Origin of the sequence: Clostridioides sp. ZZV14-6150 (assembly GCF_020657875.1) — a bacterium.
Lineage (GTDB): Bacteria > Bacillota > Clostridia > Peptostreptococcales > Peptostreptococcaceae > Clostridioides.
This window is the reverse complement of the sequence record NZ_JAGWDA010000012.1, coordinates 1-20456: the sequence shown is the minus strand read 5'-3', so window position 1 is coordinate 20456 and position 20456 is coordinate 1. Positions and strand designations below refer to the sequence as shown.

General features: G+C 26.5%; 31 protein-coding genes. 24 read left to right on the top strand and 7 right to left on the bottom strand.

Annotated features, from left to right (window positions below; all coding sequences use genetic code 11):
• Window position 1: 1 nt before the first annotated feature.
• The 24 genes from KGF41_RS13980 (at window position 2) to KGF41_RS13870 (ending at window position 15977) form a co-directional block, all read left to right on the top strand.
• Entirely contained in the window at window positions 2–304 is a 303-nt protein-coding gene (locus KGF41_RS13980) for a hypothetical protein (RefSeq protein ID WP_227856785.1), read from the top strand.
• Window positions 305–473: 169 nt separating this feature from the next.
• Complete coding sequence (locus tag KGF41_RS13975; protein ID WP_227856784.1) at window positions 474–1613, top strand: DNA sulfur modification protein DndB; 1140 nt, start codon at window positions 474–476, stop codon at window positions 1611–1613.
• 137 nt (window positions 1614–1750) lie between these two features.
• Window positions 1751–3931 carry an adenosylcobalamin-dependent ribonucleoside-diphosphate reductase gene (locus tag KGF41_RS13970; protein ID WP_227856783.1) on the top strand — a complete coding sequence of 727 codons (2181 nt, stop codon included), beginning with the start codon at window positions 1751–1753 and terminating at the stop codon, window positions 3929–3931.
• 94 nt (window positions 3932–4025) lie between these two features.
• Window positions 4026–4343 carry a hypothetical protein gene (locus tag KGF41_RS13965; RefSeq protein WP_227856782.1) on the top strand — a complete coding sequence of 106 codons (318 nt, stop codon included), beginning with the start codon at window positions 4026–4028 and terminating at the stop codon, window positions 4341–4343.
• A gap of 12 nt (window positions 4344–4355) precedes the next feature.
• Window positions 4356–4487 (top strand): hypothetical protein, encoded by a 132-nt coding sequence (locus tag KGF41_RS20925; protein ID WP_255611432.1) that lies wholly within the window; start codon window positions 4356–4358, stop codon window positions 4485–4487.
• Window positions 4488–4499: 12 nt separating this feature from the next.
• A complete protein-coding gene (locus KGF41_RS13960) occupies window positions 4500–5309 on the top strand; it encodes a hypothetical protein (protein WP_227856781.1) in 810 nt (269 codons plus the stop codon).
• Complete coding sequence (locus KGF41_RS13955; protein ID WP_227856780.1) at window positions 5306–5458, top strand: hypothetical protein; 153 nt, start codon at window positions 5306–5308, stop codon at window positions 5456–5458. The genes KGF41_RS13960 and KGF41_RS13955 overlap by 4 nt, the downstream gene beginning before the upstream one ends.
• Before the next feature lies 1 nt (window position 5459).
• Window positions 5460–5654, top strand: a complete 195-nt coding sequence (locus tag KGF41_RS13950; RefSeq protein ID WP_227856779.1) for a hypothetical protein — start codon at window positions 5460–5462, stop codon at window positions 5652–5654.
• A 35-nt stretch (window positions 5655–5689) separates the two neighbouring features.
• Window positions 5690–5944, top strand: a complete 255-nt coding sequence (locus KGF41_RS13945; RefSeq protein ID WP_227856778.1) for a hypothetical protein — start codon at window positions 5690–5692, stop codon at window positions 5942–5944.
• 20 nt (window positions 5945–5964) lie between these two features.
• Window positions 5965–6315 (top strand): hypothetical protein, encoded by a 351-nt coding sequence (locus KGF41_RS13940; protein ID WP_227856777.1) that lies wholly within the window; start codon window positions 5965–5967, stop codon window positions 6313–6315.
• 34 nt (window positions 6316–6349) lie between these two features.
• Complete coding sequence (locus KGF41_RS13935) at window positions 6350–6991, top strand: metallophosphoesterase (protein ID WP_227856776.1); 642 nt, start codon at window positions 6350–6352, stop codon at window positions 6989–6991.
• Between the two features lie 9 nt (window positions 6992–7000).
• Window positions 7001–7255, top strand: a complete 255-nt coding sequence (locus KGF41_RS13930) for a hypothetical protein (protein ID WP_227856775.1) — start codon at window positions 7001–7003, stop codon at window positions 7253–7255.
• A complete protein-coding gene (locus tag KGF41_RS13925; RefSeq protein ID WP_227856774.1) occupies window positions 7239–7577 on the top strand; it encodes a hypothetical protein in 339 nt (112 codons plus the stop codon). The genes KGF41_RS13930 and KGF41_RS13925 overlap by 17 nt, the downstream gene beginning before the upstream one ends.
• A 177-nt stretch (window positions 7578–7754) precedes the next feature.
• Window positions 7755–8795, top strand: coding sequence for a site-specific DNA-methyltransferase (locus KGF41_RS13920; protein ID WP_227856773.1), 1041 nt, complete (start codon window positions 7755–7757; stop codon window positions 8793–8795).
• The gene (locus tag KGF41_RS13915) at window positions 8795–9361 is read left to right on the top strand and encodes a guanylate kinase (protein WP_227856772.1); all 567 of its coding nucleotides are present in this window, start codon (window positions 8795–8797) and stop codon (window positions 9359–9361) included. The genes KGF41_RS13920 and KGF41_RS13915 overlap by 1 nt, the downstream gene beginning before the upstream one ends.
• Window positions 9358–9849, top strand: coding sequence for a crossover junction endodeoxyribonuclease RuvC (locus KGF41_RS13910; protein ID WP_227856771.1), 492 nt, complete (start codon window positions 9358–9360; stop codon window positions 9847–9849). Before KGF41_RS13915 ends, KGF41_RS13910 begins: the two co-directional genes overlap by 4 nt.
• Before the next feature lie 9 nt (window positions 9850–9858).
• On the top strand, window positions 9859–10728 hold the full coding sequence (locus KGF41_RS13905) for a DNA adenine methylase (protein WP_227856770.1): 870 nt from the start codon (window positions 9859–9861) through the stop codon (window positions 10726–10728).
• Window positions 10729–10732: 4 nt separating this feature from the next.
• Window positions 10733–11248 (top strand): deoxyuridine 5'-triphosphate nucleotidohydrolase, encoded by a 516-nt coding sequence (locus KGF41_RS13900; RefSeq protein ID WP_227856769.1) that lies wholly within the window; start codon window positions 10733–10735, stop codon window positions 11246–11248.
• Complete coding sequence (locus tag KGF41_RS13895) at window positions 11241–11381, top strand: hypothetical protein (protein ID WP_227856768.1); 141 nt, start codon at window positions 11241–11243, stop codon at window positions 11379–11381. The genes KGF41_RS13900 and KGF41_RS13895 overlap by 8 nt, the downstream gene beginning before the upstream one ends.
• Before the next feature lie 23 nt (window positions 11382–11404).
• Window positions 11405–11578, top strand: a complete 174-nt coding sequence (locus KGF41_RS13890) for a hypothetical protein (protein WP_227856767.1) — start codon at window positions 11405–11407, stop codon at window positions 11576–11578.
• 94 nt (window positions 11579–11672) lie between these two features.
• Window positions 11673–13088 (top strand): cell wall-binding repeat-containing protein, encoded by a 1416-nt coding sequence (locus tag KGF41_RS21035; protein WP_285894917.1) that lies wholly within the window; start codon window positions 11673–11675, stop codon window positions 13086–13088.
• Between the two features lie 132 nt (window positions 13089–13220).
• Window positions 13221–13970: an NERD domain-containing protein gene (locus KGF41_RS13880; RefSeq protein ID WP_227856766.1), complete on the top strand. Its 750-nt coding sequence runs from the start codon at window positions 13221–13223 to the stop codon at window positions 13968–13970.
• 287 nt (window positions 13971–14257) lie between these two features.
• Window positions 14258–15370, top strand: a complete 1113-nt coding sequence (locus KGF41_RS13875; RefSeq protein ID WP_227856765.1) for a tyrosine-type recombinase/integrase — start codon at window positions 14258–14260, stop codon at window positions 15368–15370.
• 229 nt (window positions 15371–15599) lie between these two features.
• On the top strand, window positions 15600–15977 hold the full coding sequence (locus tag KGF41_RS13870) for a BlaI/MecI/CopY family transcriptional regulator (protein WP_227856764.1): 378 nt from the start codon (window positions 15600–15602) through the stop codon (window positions 15975–15977).
• Between the two features lie 75 nt (window positions 15978–16052).
• Here KGF41_RS13870 and KGF41_RS13865 read toward each other — a convergent pair whose 3' ends face one another.
• The 7 genes from KGF41_RS13865 to KGF41_RS13835 form a co-directional block, all read right to left on the bottom strand.
• On the bottom strand, window positions 16053–16430 hold the full coding sequence (locus KGF41_RS13865; RefSeq protein ID WP_227856763.1) for a BlaI/MecI/CopY family transcriptional regulator: 378 nt from the start codon (window positions 16428–16430) through the stop codon (window positions 16053–16055).
• 134 nt (window positions 16431–16564) lie between these two features.
• A complete protein-coding gene (locus tag KGF41_RS13860; RefSeq protein ID WP_227856762.1) occupies window positions 16565–16915 on the bottom strand; it encodes a helix-turn-helix domain-containing protein in 351 nt (116 codons plus the stop codon).
• Between the two features lie 313 nt (window positions 16916–17228).
• Entirely contained in the window at window positions 17229–18164 is a 936-nt protein-coding gene (locus KGF41_RS13855) for a site-specific integrase (RefSeq protein ID WP_227856761.1), read from the bottom strand.
• Between the two features lie 33 nt (window positions 18165–18197).
• On the bottom strand, window positions 18198–18509 hold the full coding sequence (locus tag KGF41_RS13850; RefSeq protein ID WP_227856760.1) for a hypothetical protein: 312 nt from the start codon (window positions 18507–18509) through the stop codon (window positions 18198–18200).
• Window positions 18510–18761: a phage holin family protein gene (locus tag KGF41_RS13845; protein WP_009895116.1), complete on the bottom strand. Its 252-nt coding sequence runs from the start codon at window positions 18759–18761 to the stop codon at window positions 18510–18512. It lies immediately after the preceding gene.
• Between the two features lie 11 nt (window positions 18762–18772).
• Window positions 18773–19390, bottom strand: coding sequence for a glucosaminidase domain-containing protein (locus KGF41_RS13840; protein ID WP_227856759.1), 618 nt, complete (start codon window positions 19388–19390; stop codon window positions 18773–18775).
• Window positions 19391–19400: 10 nt separating this feature from the next.
• Window positions 19401–20225, bottom strand: coding sequence for an N-acetylmuramoyl-L-alanine amidase (locus KGF41_RS13835; protein WP_227856758.1), 825 nt, complete (start codon window positions 20223–20225; stop codon window positions 19401–19403).
• Between the last annotated feature and the right edge of the window lie 231 nt (window positions 20226–20456).

Sequence of the window (20456 nt, the reverse complement as noted above, 5' to 3'; positions counted from 1 at the left end):
CATGGGGTTGAGAATAGATTTAAATAATTTAGAAAATTGGACTAAGGAATATGCTAAATCATTCAAAGCATGTTTTACTATAACATATTCAAAAAAGTATTTAGAAAAATTTGCGAATGATAGATTTCAAAATATCGTAGATGAACAAGAGTTAGATTTGACTGATAAAGAATTTAAAAATTATAAAAAAATATTTATAAAAATTTTTATTGATACTATGATTGAATTAATAGAAGAGGAAGCAAAAAATTTAAAAAATAAGAAAAAGACAGAGGAAGAATCTAAGAAGAAAAAAAGTAATTAAAATCACTATTTTAATAGGATTATAAAACTTAAAAGTATGTATAAAACAAGGATGTTAGAGCCAATTATAAACTAAATAAAAGCACACAACTTTTGTAAACAAGGTTTTTATTTTTTTTAAAATGGTATATAATAAGAATAGAATAAAATATAAATAAGGAGAGAGTATATTGGCTATAACATTTGATAATATATACGATTCTAAGCAACATAAACTTACTGAAAATTACATATTCCAAAAGGTTGACCATTTATATAAGAATATGTGGACAATAAATATTTCTGCATACGAAATAGCAAAATTGTGGGATGAACAAAAAATAATATACTATCCAGCGACTCAGAGAGGTGTATTACCTAAGAAACAAGCAGATGGTACCTTCAAATATAAAGCAGTTTTTAATAAAACAAGAGTTAAAGATATACAAAAGAAAATATTACAAGAGAAGTACTTCCCAGACCAATTAACAATAAATATTTTGGACGAACATGGAAAAGAAGGAAATGTAATGTACAATGGAGACACTTCTCAATTGACTATAATACAAGGGTTAATGTGCATGCAAGATGGGCAACACAGAACAAAATCCATGCACAATATATATCAGGACGCTTCAGTCATAGGTGGAGAAGAAGGTAAAAAGATGATAAATATATTAAAAACACTTAAATTCCCTGTTTTAATAACCTGTCATGATATGGATACTGCAATGGAGCATTTTTGGCAATTAAATTTACATGAATCACTTTCTAAGTCACGAATTGAATCTTTTAATAAACAAGATGCAGTAAATCGCATTATGATAAAATTGAATGAAAAAGGTGCATTAAAGGATAAAATAGACATGGTTAAAACATCTATTGCTAAAAATGATATGATGAATATTGTTACATTAAATACACTTGTAACAGCCTTTAAAAATACTTTCAGTGACATCGAAGATAAAACTATGGAAGACGAATGTTTTAAATTCTTAAAAGAGTTTTTTGAAGAATTAGTCAAAATATATCCTGAAATGATGACCTATGAAGGAAGAATAATGTCTAAAGAGATTTCATTAGTATGTGAGAATTTCATGTTTTATGCGTACTTGGGTCTTGCACATAATTTATATTTATGGAGACGTTCTAATTGGAAGAAAAGAATGCAATGTATTAAATATATTGACCTAGATAAAGGAAATCCTATTTGGAGTAGGGTTATGAGACAAACAAGCAATGGCTTGAGTATTATTAATAATACAAGTACAAGAAGAACATTGAAAGATATATATTTAGAACAATTTGCAATTCAGCAGCAGAAACAATAGAGATAATACTAGATTTTAAAATGAAAATTTTTAAAATCTAGTATTGAATTTTATCTAGTTGAGTGTTATACTTATATTAAACTTAATTAAATTTATAAAATTTTTATAAACTAAATAAAATACAAAGGAGTGATTTAATGATAGGTTGGGAAATGAATGAAATGCAAAATGCAATATGGAATAATAAATATAGGAATAATAATGAAACTTTTGATGAATGGCTCAATAGAGTGTCTAATGGAGATAAAGAAGTGAAAAGATTAATACAAGAAAAAAAGTTTTTATTTGGAGGTAGAATATTAGCCAATAGAGGATTGCAAAAAGATGAAAGAAAAATAACCTATTCAAACTGCTATGTTTTGGCAACTGATGATTCTATTGAAGATATATACCAAACATGTAGTGATACTGCAAGAACATTTAGTTATGGAGGAGGGGTAGGAATTGATATATCTAAGTTAAGACCCAGAGGAGCAAAAGTTAATAACTCAGCTAAATCTACAACAGGTGCAGTCTCCTTTATGGATACATATTCTTTGGTTGCTGAAACAATAGGTCAAAGTGGTCGTAGAGCAGCATTAATGATATCTCTTGATGTTAACCATCCAGACATCGAAGAATTTATAGATATTAAAACAGATTTAAACAAAATTACTAAAGCTAATATATCTGTAAGAATCACAGATGAATTTATGCAAAAAGCTACAGGGATAGATTCAAATCCAATGTATAATTGTTCTTTTACAAGAGAAGAGACTGGTGAAATTATAGTTAAAGAAATAAATGCTAAAGAACTATTTAATAAACTATGTGAAAATAATTGGAATTATGCAGAACCAGGAATTTTATTTTGGGACAAAATAAATAATTATAATTTATTGAGTGAGGATGATGGATTTGAATATGCAGGTGTAAATCCCTGCGCTGAAGAGCCGCTTCCAGCAGGTGGTAGTTGTCTTTTAGGCTCATTTAACTTAAGCGAATATGTTAAAGAAGATAAAACTTTTAATTATAATGATTTTAGAAAAGATATAAAAATAGTAGTAAAAGCAATGAATGATGTTTTAGATGAAGGCTTACCTTTGCATCCATTGAAAATCCAAAGAGATACAGTTAGAGACTACAGACAAATAGGCATTGGAGTTATGGGAATAGCTGATATGCTTATAAAAATGAATGTAAGATATGGTTCAGAAATGGCTATTGAGTTATGTAATGTGATAGGTAAATGTTTAGCAGATGAAACACTAAAACAATCAGCCTTATTATCAAAAAAATATGGTACATATCCAAAATATAAAGAATGTATTTTAAAATCAGAATTTATTCAAGAAAATGCATCTCATGAAACACTAGAATTAATAGAAAGGTATGGTCTTAGAAATTCACAACTTTTAACAATAGCTCCAACTGGAAGTATATCGACTATGCTAGGAATATCTGGAGGAATAGAACCAATTTTCGCTTTTTCTTATACTAGAAAAACTGAAAGTTTACATGATAAAGAAAAATATTATAAAGTTTACACACCTATAGTTAAAAAATATATGAAAGAAAATAACATTGAAAATGAAAAAGCCCTTCCTGATTATTTTGTAACAGCAGAAATGTTAACTCCAAGAGAACGTATCTTAATGCAGTCATCTTTCCAAAAACATATAGATGCAAGTATCTCATCTACTGTAAATTTACCTAATGAAGTGACGATTGAACAGGTCAAAGAATTATATTCATTGGCATGGATTAATGGATTGAAAGGATTAACAATATATCGAACTGGATGTAAGCGTGAGGGAGTTCTTACAACTGATAATATTAATCGTACACAAGAACTTAAAAGAGGAGATTGGAAGCCTATATCTGGTGATTCTGTTTTATATAAAAGAAAGTTACATATTGGTTGTGGGAAATTAGTTTTATTTATATCTTATTCTGAAAAAGAGAAAAGTATACAAGAGCTGTATGTAAAAAAGGCTGGTTCAGGTGGATGTGAAAAACTTCTTGAGTCTACAACAATAGCAATGAGTGGAATACTTAGACTTGGAGGGACTTTAGACAATATAGAAAAAGCTTTAGAAGGTGTTAACACTTGCCCTAGTTTTGCTTCAAGTAGAGCAAAAGGTAGTGTATTGGATAAAGGTAATCATTGTGGAATAGCTATTTTAAATGCCATAAAAGATTTTCTTAAAGAAAAACAAGGAGAAAAAGTAGAAGAATCTAAAGAATTTAAGCCAAAATGCCCTGAATGTGGGTTAGAAATTCAAATGATGGAAGGATGCATGACTTGTCCTGATTGTGGGTGGAGTAAATGCAATTAATTTGAGAGGGATTATTCCCTCTTTGGAGGTGAGTTAAATAGAATTTAGTGACCAAATTATAAAAATTTTAGATAATTTAAGTGATAAAGTTGGGATGACTATAGACTGGTCTAATACTAATGTAATTCCATATTTACAAACATTAACTACTAAATATATTAATTATGAGGTAGATATAAGTATATTTTGGATAATTATATGTGTAATTGGAATAATTGTTGGTGCTTTATTAATTTATATAGATTGGAAATATGATGAAGATGATTTCCCTGTATATGCAACTGCTGGGTTACTTATTATAATCTTTTCTGCTGTTTTTATAATTATACAATCAATAGATATAATAACATTAAAGACATTTCCAGAAAAAATTATACTTAATTATTTGCTAGAAATAAAAAAATATATTTAGAGGGTGATTGTTATGACCAAAGAAGAATTTACTACTAAATTTCTTAAAGAGCAGCAGAGGAGAAGAAAAATATTAAAATATGATATTATAAGTTTTAAATCTGAAATTAGATTTAAAGCGTGGAAAAAATATAAAAGAAGATAAAGGAGAGGTATTATGTTGGATATCTTTAATAAAAAATATGGTAGAAATGTAAAAATAACAGAAGAAGAACCTCCTTCTCCTCCTCCCAAACAACCAAACTTCGATATGGACAATATGCAATATGATAAAGAAATGGAAAGAAAGCTATTAGAAATGGAAAAAATAAAAATAGACTCAGAAATGAAAAAAAATAGTGAAGAATGGATTTGGGTTGAAGGATATAAGGGTACAGATAGAGATATGAAATGTAGAAACTTTCAGTATGAACTAAATAAAACTTATAGTGTCAAAGAAATACATAGAGGAAATATAAATATATATGATTATGGATTCCATTTGTGTTTAGATTTAAAAGATGTTTTCAGATGTTATAATTTAGATTTAAGTAATAGATTTTTCAAAGTAAAAGCCTTAGTTAGAAGAGAGGATAAATATAAGTATGGGATGAAACAATCTTTTTCATCAATACGTCCAGGAGCAGAATGTAGTATAGGTGCTAAAGAAATAATACTTTTTAGAGAATTAACTTTTGAAGAATTAAAACAAGATATCCAAGACAAGTTTCCTAAAATAAACAATGAATTGGAATGGAATATTATCAAAAAATTAGGTGTTTATAAATATTACAATAAATTGTTTATAAATAAAATGAAAGAAATTGGTTATTCAGATATTTTTTCACAGGTTTTATTTGATGAATATCATCCATTAATAAATCCACATAGAACTATGAATATACTTGACAAGGCAATTGCATATTCAGAAGAAAATTTATCTAAAGATATGATAATATATTTACTTATGAAAGAAGGCTGTAGATGATAGTATTTGAATTATTAATAATAATATTTATTGCTATATTAATGGCAACTATATTTCTTTCATGTTTGCTTGTTTCAATTAGTATGATTCCTAAAATAATAGACGAAATAAAAGACATTATTGATAAAATTAAAAAGGAGAAAAAATAATATGGAGTTTAAAAAGGAATTAGAAGTTATGGAAGATTCAGAAATTAAATTTATACAAAGTTTAAATAGAATAAATAATAATATTCGAATAAATGAAGAAACAAAAATATGTTTGGGAAAAGAAATTTATGCTTCTTCTAGGGTTCTAAGTATGCTTTGTGATTTAAATGAAATATATTCTAAACAGAATAAATAACACATTAAAAAGTTAGTTTTAATAGGAGGATTAATATGGAATTTAAAAAAGAATTTTTGAAAGAACAAATCGAACATTCAGTATGCAATTCAGTAATAGATACATCTAGATGGAGTATATCTCATGAAATGATATTTGAATATAAAGGGAAGTTTTATAGAACATATTACTCTGAAGGAGCTACTGAGATGCAAGATGAAAGTCCTTTCGAGTATGAGGATGATATTATAGAATGTGAAGAAGTTGAATTAAAAGAAATTTTAGTTAAAAAGTGGGTATCTGTAAAATAATATAACAAGGAGATAAGAATATGAGTGTAGATTTTTATAACTGTACAGCATGTGGAGAAATATTTTGTGATTGTGGTGATTTTATAGGTTGTGATTGTGGTAAAAAATGGTGTAGTGAAGAATGTGCAAACGATGATGGATTTAAAAAAGAACAGTGCAAATTAAAAATTAATATGTATGACGATAAAGAAAAGAAGAATCATAATTGTCCAATATGGTGTTATGATTGTGTTAATTACACAGAAAATACTTGTAATTATTGCAGTGGTGAAATAATAGAAGATTATGAATTACTTAATTTTGCATTGAAGTTATTAAATATAGAATCTAAAGATGAATTAACTAAAAAATATAAAGAATCTAATGAATAATATTTTATGAGAGGTGATAAATATTAAATATGTAATGAGTGACCTGCATGGTATGTATGATAAGTTTATTTTAATGTTAGAGCAAATCAATTTCAATTCAAATGACCATTTATATGTCTTAGGAGATGTATTAGATAGAGGAGATAAATCTTTAGAGATTATAGATTATATAAGAAATCATAAAAATATAACACTTCTTAAAGGCAATCATGAGTTAATGTTTCAGGAAAACTGGAGAGATACTAATGATAGATATCTTTACTTTTATGGAGGAGATGATACTTTTTATAGATTGAAAAATAAAAAATTTGAATATAAAGAAAGTTTTTATAAATATATTAAAAATCTTCCATTTTTAAAGATAGTAGATAATTTTATATTGGTTCATGCTGGATTATACCTTCCAAATAACTATAAGAATCTTAATATAGAACAAATAATAGATATGCAAGAAGAAGATATCTGTGTATGGGATAGAACAATATTGGAATCTAATAAGTGTATAAAAGGATATGTAATTATTATTGGCCATACACCAACTCAAAATATTGAAAATTATGAGAAGGCTGAGATATATAGACAAGAAGGATTAATAGATATAGACTGTGGAGCATGTTTTGATAATGGTAAATTGGCTTGTTTAAGATTAGATGATATGAAAGAATTCTATATTTAGGAGGTATATATGATACAAGAAGTCAGACAAGAAATACTATTAAAAAATGGTTTGATTTTATATACAGGTGATTTGGTAGAAATAAAATACAAATCAGATGAAGATATAATAGAACACACTTGTAAGGGTAAAATTAAAGAAGCAAAAGAATTATTTATTAAATTAGATACAAGTAAGAAATATAAAACTTCTGAAAGAATGATTTATTCTTGGGAATTAAAAGAAATAAAAAAGGTGGATGATGAAGATGAAAAAGATAATTAGAAATAAATATAGAGCATTATATTTGATAATATTTTTTCTAATATTTAATTTTGGATATAGTTTATACTTTGGAAGAAATACCGAAATTGGATTCTATTCTAATCCATCCTGTATGGGAGAATATATATTAGACATTATAGTATTGATAGGAATATTCTTCTCAGTTATGTTAGCTGGTTTTGATATTACAAACAATTTTATTAATAATCTTAATAAAACAATAACAGAAAAAAGTATTGAAATAAATGCCACAATATCAGAAGAATTATATAGACAAATCAAAGATGAAATAGTGAAAGAAAATAGTACTGAACTAAAGTAAAACAGCTAAATTTCAATGACAAGAGTGTTTGGTGCAAAAGTGATGACAAAAGTAATCAGTAGAGAAAAGATTATAACACAAGGAAGATAAGGGGTTTAGAAAATCAAAATCATAATAAAATGTGAATTTTAATAAGATTGGAGAGTGATTTTTATAGAGGTAAATAAAATTTATAATATGGATTGTATAGAATACATTAAGACTATGCCTAATGGATGTATAGATTTAATTATAGCAGACGCACCTTATTATTCAACTAAAATAGAATCTGTGGGAGATAAACAATTTAAAAATGAAAAAGAATATATAAATTGGTTAATAGAACTTTTGTATGAATTTCAAAGAATACTAAAAAACAATGGTTCATTATATTTGTTTCACAATGATACAAATATAATGATTGATGTATTATACAAATTTAAATATGAATCCAATTTAGTTCTTCAAAATGAAATAGTATGGAGTAAAATAAACACACACAATAATTTTTCAAGAATAATTAAAACTTATGGTTCAAATAGAAGATATGGAAAAACATTTACTGAGTACATATATTATTTTACATTCGAAGATAAAACAGGATTGAGTAAAATAATGCTTGATACAAATAATTTTCGTTCTCTTAGAGATTATTTTGAGCGTATACAAAGAGAACTAAAATTAAATAAAAAGAATATATTGACTAAAATTGGAAGCAGAGCAGACCATTGTTTTAGATGGAAAAGTTCTCAATGGGACTTGCCAACAGAAGAAACATATAATGATTTAATAAAAATATTTAACATAGATAAATTTATTTTTTTTAGAGAATATAAAGATTTGAAACAGGAATATAATAATTTAAGAAATGAATATGAGTCATTAAGACAAGAATATGAAAGTAATAGATATTTATTTAATCAACCATATATGAATTTTAAAGGAACTAACATACAACAACAAAAAAGTATGATAAGACCATATACAAATATATGGGAATATAGTAAAGATGATATAAAAATAAACCATATGACACCTAAACCTGTTGATATGATTAAACATATAATAAAAACATCTTCTAATGAAGGAGATTTAGTTTACATTCCTTTTGCTGGTAGTGGAAGTGATATAGTTGCATGTATTGAAACAAATAGAAAATATATAGCAACAGAAACAAATAAACAATATATAGAAAAAATTATTTTTCCAAGAATAAAGAATTTAAAGGAGAGAGTTTAATGAATAAGATATTTGTATTTTTAGGATATTCAGGTTCAGGTAAAGATAGTATAGTAACAGAAATCTCAAAGCAATTCAATATTCCAATTCTAATATCACATACAACAAGACCTCCTCGTGGCCAATCAGAAATCATCAATAAAACATATCATTTTGTAGATAATAAATTCTTTAAGAAAGAAAAAAATAATTTTATAGAAATGAGAAAATATATAGTTCATGATGGCAGCACTTGGCTATATGGTATACATAAATCTGAATTAGAGAATAAAAAATATGCTTTGACTATAGTGGATGCAAGTGGATATAAGGCATTAGAAAAATATTTTATGGGAACAAAAACTAAGTTAATACCATTTTTTATAAATACAGATGAAAATATATTGAGAAAAAGACTTATTAATAGAGGTGATAATCCTAAAGAAATTGAGAGAAGATTGGGAGATGATAAGATAAAATTTAAAGATTTTCTAAATAATGAAAATTATATTGCAATACCAAATAATACTAATCTAATTAACGCAGTAAAACAAGTAAAAATACATATGAAAGAGGGAATTGAATGATTTTAGCCCTAGATATATCCATGTCCTCAACTGGATGGGCAGTTATAAATAGAAATAAAAAGGTATTAAAATATGGAAAAATAGTAACTAAAAAAGATAAATTCAAGTCTGAAGATGAGAGAATGTGTTATATCTGTAATACAATTCAAGAGATAATTACAACTCATAATATTCAAATAGTCTTAGTTGAAGACCAATTCACTTCTAGAAATTCTAAAACAATTCTTAGTTTAAGAAAACTCTTAGGTGCAATAATGAGAACTGTTAAATTAAATAATGTAGAGATTGAATATATGTATCCAGTCTCTATTAGAAAATATCTTATGAATAGTGGTAAAGCTAAAAAAGAAGAAGTAGCTGTTTATGTAAGAGAAAATATTATTGATATTGGAGAGTACATTGATAGGACTTGTAAAGCTAAAACAAGTGATATATATGATGCTATAGCACTTGGGATAGCTTATTTAAATAAAATTTATAAAAGTTAATGAAATGAGATGATAAACATAGAAAATTTAAATAAAAAACTAACTCCACCTTGTAGTTATCAAGGTGGAAAACAACGATTAGCAAAACAAATAGTAGATATAATTTTTGAACAAAATGAAATAAAAGAGAGTACAAAATTTTATGATTTGTGTTGTGGCAGCGGAGCTATAACATTGGAGCTTATAAATAGAGGTATATACCCTCAAAATATTACTATGATTGATAATGGTGTATTCGGGATGTTTTGGGAAAGTATTTCAAACAATAGATTTGATATAAATATATTTAAACAAGAAATAGATAAACTTCCAGAAGTACATAATATACAAAAATACTTAAAATACTTAAATAATAATACAGTGGTTAATAAAATAATTTATCACTATTTATTATTACAGAGTGGAAGTTTTGGTTCAAAACAAATATGTTTGAAAGAGAATAAATGGAAGAACAATTCATTTAGAAGTTATTGGAAACCAACAGAGACAAGTAATAGAAAAAGTCCTGTAAATCCCATGATGCCCATGCCAGATACTTTATTTAATAGAGTTAAAGATATAGCAGAACGTTTAAGTGGTAGTATAAATGCTATAAATATAGATATTGAAAATATAAAGTTTAATTTTAATAAAGATATGATTATATATATTGACCCACCATATAAAAACATGTCTGGATATACATCTTCTTTTAATTATGAAAAATTTATTATAAATAATAAAGATTTTACTAATATATACATATCAGAGAGTTATGAATTGGAAAGTGCAACAAATTCAATATTATTATCAAAAGGGAGAACTAAAGGAAATATAAACGGAAAAGTAAAAAAGAAGCCAGTAGAAGAATGGTTAAATATATTTAAAAAAGGAGATTAAATTAATGAGTATAAATGTAAAAGTAAAGAAATTAAATCCTATTGCAATAATACCATCTTATGCTAAAGAAGGCGATAGTGGAATAGATTTATATACATTGGAAAATACAGTAATTCCAGCTAAGGAAGCAGTAGCAATCTCTACAGGTATAGCGTTGGAAATTCCTTATGGATATGAAATGCAAATCAGACCTAGAAGTGGTATAAGCTTAAAAGGAATGTTATTTACAAGAGATGTGACTGTATGTGATAAAATGCAACCTAAAAAACAAATTAAAAAAAGTTTTGTAGTACATCCAGTTGTGAGATTAGGTACAGTTGATTCAGGTTATAGAGGTGAAATTAAAATAATTACATACAATGAAGAAGACTTCAAAATAGTAATTCCTAAACATACTAAATTAGCCCAAGGTGTATTTCAACAAGTGCCAAGAGCTGTATTGAAAGTTGTAGATGAACTGTCTAGCTCACAAAGAGGTAATAATGGATTCGGAAGTACTGGTATAAAGAGAGATGAATAAGTACAGAGTACTAGAAAAATATAATTATTACTATGATGACAAATGTATGACATTATATCATTTAGAAAATATCTATACAGGATTAAGATTTTCTATTGAAAAAAATGAATTAGAGTACTATAATATATCCTAGACTAACTTTGGGAGGAATATTAAATGTACAGATACGATGATTATGTAAATTTAATAAATGACTTAGAATTACCAAAAGAAATTAGGAATAAATGTGTTAGAGTTATAATGACACTAGGTAATATGCAGGATATTATGGTAGTACATAAGTTTAAGACTTATGTTGTTAATGAAAAATATATTGAAAAAGTAGCATAAATGATTGAGTCATCTATTAATTTAGATGACTTTTTTGTATTTATGTATTACTATTTAGGTAAAGGTTAATTTAAACAAATGAGGGGGATACACAATGAAATTACCAAAAAAATTATTATCACTAGGATTAGTTATAACAATGTTAATAGTTAGTTTTCCAAAACAATCTTATGCACTTAATTCAGTAGATGAGATTGAAGTATCTACAATATACGAAACAGCAGGACTTATAGCGGATAAGCAAAGTTATGATACTGCGATACTAGTTAATTTAAGTGATTCCATAGCAGATGGGTTAAGTGCTAGTGGATTATCAGGAACATTAAATGCACCAATGCTTTTATCTGAAAATAGTAGCATACCAAATGAGACAATGAAGAGATTAAGCAAAGTGAAAACAGTCTATTTGATAGGTGGGATAAAATCAATAAATAAATCTGTAGAGAATACATTAACATCAAAAGGATTCAATGTAAAGAGAATTGATGGGGATGATAGAATAAAAACTAGTTATAATGTTGCAAAGGAAATAAATTCTAAACAAAAAATTAATACTGTTATGTTAACAAATGCATATAAAGGAGAGCCAGATGCAATAAGTATAGCTTCTGTAGCAGCAAGAGATAAAGCAGCAATAATATTAACAGATGGAAAAAATGTGCCATTTTCAACTAATGAAGTAAAATCATATGCAATTGGAGGCACAACTACAATGAATGATACATTAGTTAAAAATACAAACTCAACAAGATTGGGAGGCTCTGACAGATTTGATACAAATAAAAAAATAATAAATCAATTTTATAATGGGATAAAAGAATTTTATATAGCTGGTTCTAGAAACTTAACTAATGCACTTTTAGCATCTTCTTTAAAGAGTCCAGTTGTTTTAGTTGATAATAATAGTAATAAGTCAATATTAAAAAATGCCACTAAAATTACAACAGTTGGAGACATAACAGAGGAGTTACTAGAAGAATGTTTGAATGTCACTAATGGGATAGGAGATTCTAATACTGGAGTAATTAAAAAAACTAGACTTGAAGAAGCTAAAGAATTAGCTAAAGATTGGTATAATTGTTATGAAGTAGGGGATATAAACAATATACCATATGATGGAGTATACTTAGTTGATGATAATTATAAAAATGGAAGTAATTATTATTATGTTTTTAGTTATGTGTCTGCTGGACAGGAGTATTCTGAGCGTCTATGTATAAATAAGAATGACATATCAGATTATAAACTTTTATATGAAGATTTACGTATGGAAAAAGTGGTTTCATTCAAAAATGCTGAGGATTTAGTTAGAGACTTATTTATGAAAGAACATGGATTTTTACCAAATCATATAGAAGCTCAAAATATGGAAGATGATATGTATATATATGTTCGCCCATTTAATACATATGTAGATATGAATGGTATAGAGCATAATGCAGGTGGATATACACCATATTTAGTCAATATTTATACAGGTGAAATATCAAAATATACATATACTGAATAAAGCAATTAATCAACTACTTTAATAGGTAGTTGATTTTATTTTAAATAATAAATTTATTATAGTAAGGTTTAATCACTTAAGACATATATAGCTGTTATAATTAAAGTATATGTTGAAAGGTAGATGGTGAGGATGTTTAAGGAGATATTTGAAAAAGTATTTATGTCAGAAGAACTTAGTAGAACTGCAAAAGAAGTCAATACTATTGTGAAAGATACTAAAATACAAGTAAAAGGTGGATTTGGAGAACTTAGATTAGATTTTATACTTAGCAGATTAGGCAAAGATTACATAATAATTAAAGATATTATTATACCAGGCTCAAATAAGACTACACAAATTGATAGTATTGTAATTTCTATATATGGAATATTTGTTATAGAATGTAAAAATTTTAGTGGCTATATTTATGGAAATGATAAAGATAAAGTATGGACTCAAATTGTAGGGAAAACTAAAAATACATTCTATAATCCGGTAAGGCAAAACTATGCTCATATTAAAGCAATAGAAAATGTAATAGGAGATAAATATAATATATATTCAATAATTGTTTTTTCAGACAAAGCTACTTTAAAAAATGTAACTATAAATGACAATAATGTTATAGTCAGAAATGAAAATGAAATATTAAGTACAATAAGTGAATATAAGACTATAACTATTGATAAAGAGGAAATAAAAATTATCAGAGATAAAATTTTTGATTGTATGAAAACTACTAATCAAAATACTAGAGAGCATGTTAGAAATTTAAGAAATATTACTGAAGAGAATAAATGCCCTAGATGTCAAATTGGACATTTGATTAAAAGAAAAGGTCAGTATGGTGAATTTTGGGGATGTAGTCAGTATCCAAAATGTAAATACACTAGAAAATAAAAAACGACCTCTTAAATTCGATTTTAAGGCTTTGTAAAAATTAATGCTTATAATTAATCCTATTTAGAAATTTGATTGCTTAAAATGGAAAATATAAAAAAATAATAAAATGCTAGTATAAGGCATAGAATGATGCATTCTATGCCTTATTTCTTTATAATTAAGTAATTTCAATAATTATATAAATAAAATAATTAAAAAAGTCAGTTGAAAGTCAGCTAAAATGACTATTTTTTGCTTCCTCTATATGTTATAATAAATATATGAATTTTGATAGGAGGGTAACTATGAACGCTTTTATAAGAAAAAGAAATAAAAATTATGTAGTGTACTTAGAATTTAGAGATGATGAATCAGGAAAAAGAAAACAAAAGAATATGGGAGCTTTTGATAAAAAAAGAGATGCCAACAAAAGATTGGCTGAAGTTAAGGACAGTATATATAAAGATAGTTTTCTTGTTCCAAATGAAATCACACTGTCTGAATTTTTATTAGACTTCCTTGAAAAATATAAAGATAATATTTCTGCATCTACATATAAAAGCTACATTGCTATTTGTAAGAATCATATTAATCCTTCTATTGGGAGATATCGTCTTCAAGAGTTGAGAAATATTCATGTACAAAATTATATAGATGACTTAGCTGGTAACTTAAATCCTCAAACTATTAAAGTACATATAAATGTATTGAGACTTGCCATCAAGAGAGCATATAGAATTAAGTTAATAAAAGAAAATATTATAGACGGTATAGAAAGTCCAAGAGTTAAGAAGTTTAAAAATGAAATTTATGATAAAGAGCAGATGTTAAAATTATTAGAGTTAGCTAAAGGGACTAATCTTGAGCTTCCTATTAGTTTAGCTATAGGTCTAGGATTAAGACTTTCAGAAGTTTTGGGATTAACTTGGGATAATATTGATTTTGATGAGAATACAATAACTATAAGTAAGATAACTAGCAGATTAGATGGCTCTGTTACACTTAAAGAGCCTAAGACAGAAAGTTCGATTAGAAAAATATTTGCACCAATAGAGCTTATGAATTTATTGAGAGATTATAAGTTAGAGCAGAATAAGAGGCTATTAAGAAGCGTTATTAGAAATGAACATAATTTACTATTCTTTGATAGAAAAGGAAATCCAATTGCTGAAGATGTAATGAGTAAGAAATTCAGAAGGTTCTTAGAGAATAATAATTTGCCACACATTAGATTTCATGATTTAAGACATTCACATGTTACTTTGCTTATAAATTCTAAAGTACCTATAAAAGTAATATCTGAAAGAGTAGGGCATTCAAATATTAATACTACACTTAATGTTTATTCTCATGTACTTAAAGAAATGGATAAAGAAGCTTCCGATAGAATATCTGAAAACCTATTTAAAGCTAATTAATAATTATTATCAATAAATATAAAATTAATAATAAAAATTAAAGGTATAAACACAAAGAGTAATTTTTATAAAGCCTTAGAATGGCATATAGAGCGTCGGATTTTAGATGATATTAAAATTTTATAAATACTTACTTATTGTTCTAATTATATGGTAATAATTGGATTTGATTGTATAGAATTATTGCTGTAATATTTAGTTAAATAAACAAATGATTGGGGCGATAATTATGTATTTAAGAAGATTATCAAAGTCAGAATTAACTGTAATGAAATTTATTTGGAATTTAAATACAAAAGTAAAATCATATGATGTTGTTAATTATATGAAAGAAAAATATAGTTGGTCAGAAAAAACAATACTAAAGACTTTATCTAAGTTATCAAATAAAAGATTCTTATATGTTCAAGAAACAAGCCAATGTACATATTATACAATTTCAATTAAAGAAGATGAGTATTCTGAGTTTATATCACAAAAAATACATGAACTTCTAGGTTCTAACTCTATAAAAAGCCTTTTAGCATCATTATGCCAAGAAGAATTAACAGATGAGAAGTTAATCTCATTAGAAGAATGGGTAAAAAACTGGGAAGAAGACGACTAAAGATTTCAAATATACTATTCTCTAAATGCGAATTTAAGGAACAATTAATATAATCCAAGCCAAAAACACACTTGATTAACTAAAGTCAAGTGTGTTTTTTAATTTAGTTAGATACATACACAACTTTTTAATGTCTTTTTCACTAAGTGTATCTAGCAATGATTCAATTAAACTTTCTAAAGAACCATCATGTATCTCAGTTAAAAATTGTTTTGTTGCAAAGTTTAAATAGGCTTTTTCGGTTATAATTATTTCGTAATATGTTATCCTTTTTACTCTTTCAGAATCTAAAAATCCTTTATTTATGAGTCTTTTTAAAACAGTAAATGTTGTTGTAGCTTTCCAGTAATATTCTAATTCCATAGCTTTAACAATCTCTTTTGATAGTACTAATTTATTTTTTTTCCAAATATATTTCATAACTTTTAATTCTGCTGGTGATATTTTTTGCATAATATATAAACATTCCTTTCTAATATTGGAATAACAACATATATAGACATTAAAATAATAAAATATATGTTATAAGTATATATTAACATAAAATAAAAGAAGATGTCTCAATCTTAAGATATCTTCTTTTATTTCTATTCTCCAAATTTTCGGTATTCAATTATTTCTTTTATTAGTTTAATCATAGCTCTTTGTTCTTTCACAGTTAAACTGTCGATTAACTCATAAGCTTCAAATGAAATAGTTTCAACATCTTTTTCATTTTGTATAATATTTTCAAACAAAATCTCAAGAGGCATTTCTAGAGCAGTTGCAATCTTAAAAATCGAACGAAGTGATGCCTTGCTTTCACCTCTCTCAATTTGACCTAAATAAGCAGGAAATAAACCAGCCTTTTTTGCTAAAGCTTCTTGACTGTATCCTGATTTTCTTCTATAATTCCTTATCCTTTTGCCAACTATATCATATATTTCATCTTCTAACATTTGCATCAGTCCTTATTAGATTATATTAACTTATTTATCTTAATAATATGCTATACACGTCAAAAATATACTTATATAACATATACTATTAGTAAATATATGTTATATATATTTAATTACTATAAAAAAAGTCATTGATTAATGAATAGAAATTTTTAAAACATAAAATTTACATAAAAGGTCATTATGGGCAAAAAAATAAAGCCCTCTAAAGAAAACTCAATTAAGAGTAATCCCTAGAGGGCTTATTATCTATCTCTTTTTCTTACCTTTTTTACGACCTTTACATGCCATGATATTACTTCCTTTCAATTTACATAAACTTATCATACTCTTCAGCTAATTTATTTTTATTTTCTATTGTATAGTGGTTTATAGTTACATCAACCCCACTATGTCCAAGCAATTTTGAAACTGTAGTTATTGGAACGCCTCTATCTTTCAAAAGATTAGACATGCTATGTCTAAGGTCATGATTATATCCACCTTCTATATCAATTAGCTTAAAAGCTTTTTTAACCCATGAACTTAAGACATTTGAATTGACTTGATTATATTTACCTCCATATTTTGTAAAGAATATATATGGATAATCTATATCATGTTGAGATAAATAATCCTTCCACTTTATTAGTAATTGCTGTACTTCTTCTGAAAATCTAAAATCTCTTGAGACGCCACCTTTGGCTGTAATACCATGAATCCATCTATTATCTAAATCTATATTGTCCCATCTAAATTGACTTATCTCATTACTTCTAGCCATTGTTGCTAAACCTAAATTTATATAAACTTCTAACTGTAAATTGTCTTGTTCTGAAAGCTTTTCTTTTAATTTACTTAACTGCTCTTCATTTAAAAAGGTTCTTTTTTGAACTTCTTCACCAGTTCCTGGTCTTTCTATCATTTCACACCAGTTGTCAGTAATTTTCCTCTTCTTCTTTAAAAATGATAGTAATGATGAAATTGAACTTATTCTACGTCTAATTCTTTTTTCATTATTTCCCTGTTCCATACAATAACCTATATAAGCTTCTATTTCTTCTTCATTTATATCTGTTAATAGTGCATCAAAACATTCTATATTTAAAAACTTAAAAAATTGCATTACATCACATTCATAGTTATATATTGTTTTTTCACTTTTCCCAGCTATTTGTTTTGCTCTTTTATATTGCTTCCATAATTTAATATTCTCTGGATTTGGTTCTCCAGTTATACTTATTCTCTTACTACGTTGTTTTGCCAATATATCACTTCCTTATAAAAAAGACTAGAGAAATTAATCCCTAGTCTCTAATTTATCTTTAATTTTTGTTATATCTGTTTCGACCCTTTCAAGCCTACTATTATTAGTATTAAGAGCTTCAGCAAACTTATCTAATTTATCGTCAAATTTGTCTATCGTACTTCCAAATAAAACTCTTTGCTCTCTAATCTCTCTTGAAAAATATGCTCTTTCTTTTTTTCTATCATCTTGCTCTAGCTGTCTATTTTTCTCTAAATATTTTCCAAGCCATAACATCAGTACCATTAAAAGTATGGCTGTATATCCATATTGACTTAGTAATTCAACCATTTCTTTTGATAACATCTATTTTTCCTTTCTATTCTGCACTTGTATTTGATTTATTCCTATAGATGCTCCCCAGCACAAAATACCTTCAAAGACAGCTTCTATTGATAGCTCTTTCATAAATAAACAACTGCTTATCATTGCTATAACTAATAATATGAAAGGTATGTATTTATTTTTAATATTAGATTCTTTTATAAAAGTTCCTAATATGTAAAGTCCACCTATTAGCATTATTAAATTTTCAGGTATAAATTGCATTATATCCATATAATTTCCTCCTATCCAAGAATTTCATTTAATTCTTTTACTTTAGTCTTTATTTGCTCTAATTTTATATCATTATTTTCTACTTTCATTGAACTTATCTTATTACATATGTTTACTATGCTTTGACCATAGTTCATATCTGGACACCATTTACCAGATAAACTTTCTACTGTTTTAGCTTCTCCATGTAAATATGGAAAATGTCTAGGGTCTAATGTAGTTCCATTTACTTTATATTCAACCTTACCAACTAATTCACTATACTTAGGATACCCCTTAGCTCCAGCATATAGTGCTAGATGGTCAATAAATGCTGATACTCCATTTTCCCAACAATTAAATCTTGTATGAGCTGTTGCGTCTAAATCTCCTCCACCTTTATTTCCTTTAAGTCCACATACATTGCAATAGGAAGGATTTAGAACTCTACCAAAATTAAAATATCCAGTTTCTACAAAAGCTTGAGCAATTGCAATAACTGGATTTACACCTTTTTTCTCTGCTTCTTTATATATAATTGGTACTATAGCTCTGCATAAATAATGTGGTGGATTAGAGTTATTTTTTAATGTATCTAAATATGCAAAGACTTGCTCTAGTGTTGCTGTTGATTTATCTAATATATTCAATTTATACCTCCTACTTACCTATAAAATTCAATACTTTATGAAGTGTAGCCCATCTATCATCACCTTGTAATTTAGTAAATCTCTCACTAGTTTTGATTTTGCTGGATGCTCCACCTATTACATATAGATTTTCACAATGTCCAGGAATATAATTTTTCAACTCGCACACATAGACTTCATTAGCTTTATAATTCATGGCCATTAATTGGGCTATAACTTTATCTACTTCCCCATCATAAACTATTGCGTATTTCACTTTGTCCTCTTGTGGTTTACTAACTACAGACTTATTAAATATTCCTTCAAAAATATCTATGGCCATATCTTTGGCATTGTAATTTTTAGTGTCAGATGTATCTACAAAGCAACACTCAACTAAAATTGACTTTGACTTTGTTCTTCTTAAAAATGCTAGAGTTTTCCTTTCTTTAACGCCTCTATTTTTAAAGTCCTTATCACCTTTTGTATGATAAGTTTCAGTTATTTTTTTACATATTCTTGAAGCTATTTCAACAGTTTCTTTGTCATTAAGATTATATACTAAAACTTCTACTCCTCTACCTCCACCTGAGTTAAAATGTATACTTACATTTAGATCAGTATTATATGAATTACATTTAGCTATAATTTTATTCAATATGTCACTTTGAGAAGTTCCATTATTACATGTAGTATCATAAACTTTACATTCTTTTTGAGCTAAATGTATTAACTCTTTTAGCACATTTCTTGCCTCTGTAGATTCTTTTATATTTCCTACTGCTCCAGAACCTACTTTACCATCTGGGTTGTGTCCTGCATGGGCTGTTAATGTTTTTATATTCAAAATTACCACTCCTTTTAAATAATTAATATAAAAAGAGCCTATAAAATAAGGCTCTTATTCACTAAATTTCTAATTAAAATTATGATTCTTATACATTATATTTGGAAACATAAATATGCTGTAAATTGAATTCTCATTTTCTTTTTTAGATTTAAAAGTTATTTTAAAGTTTTCTCCAAAATGCCTGTAAGATAATATTACTCTTATCAATCATTATTCTATCTCCAAAATTTAGCATAG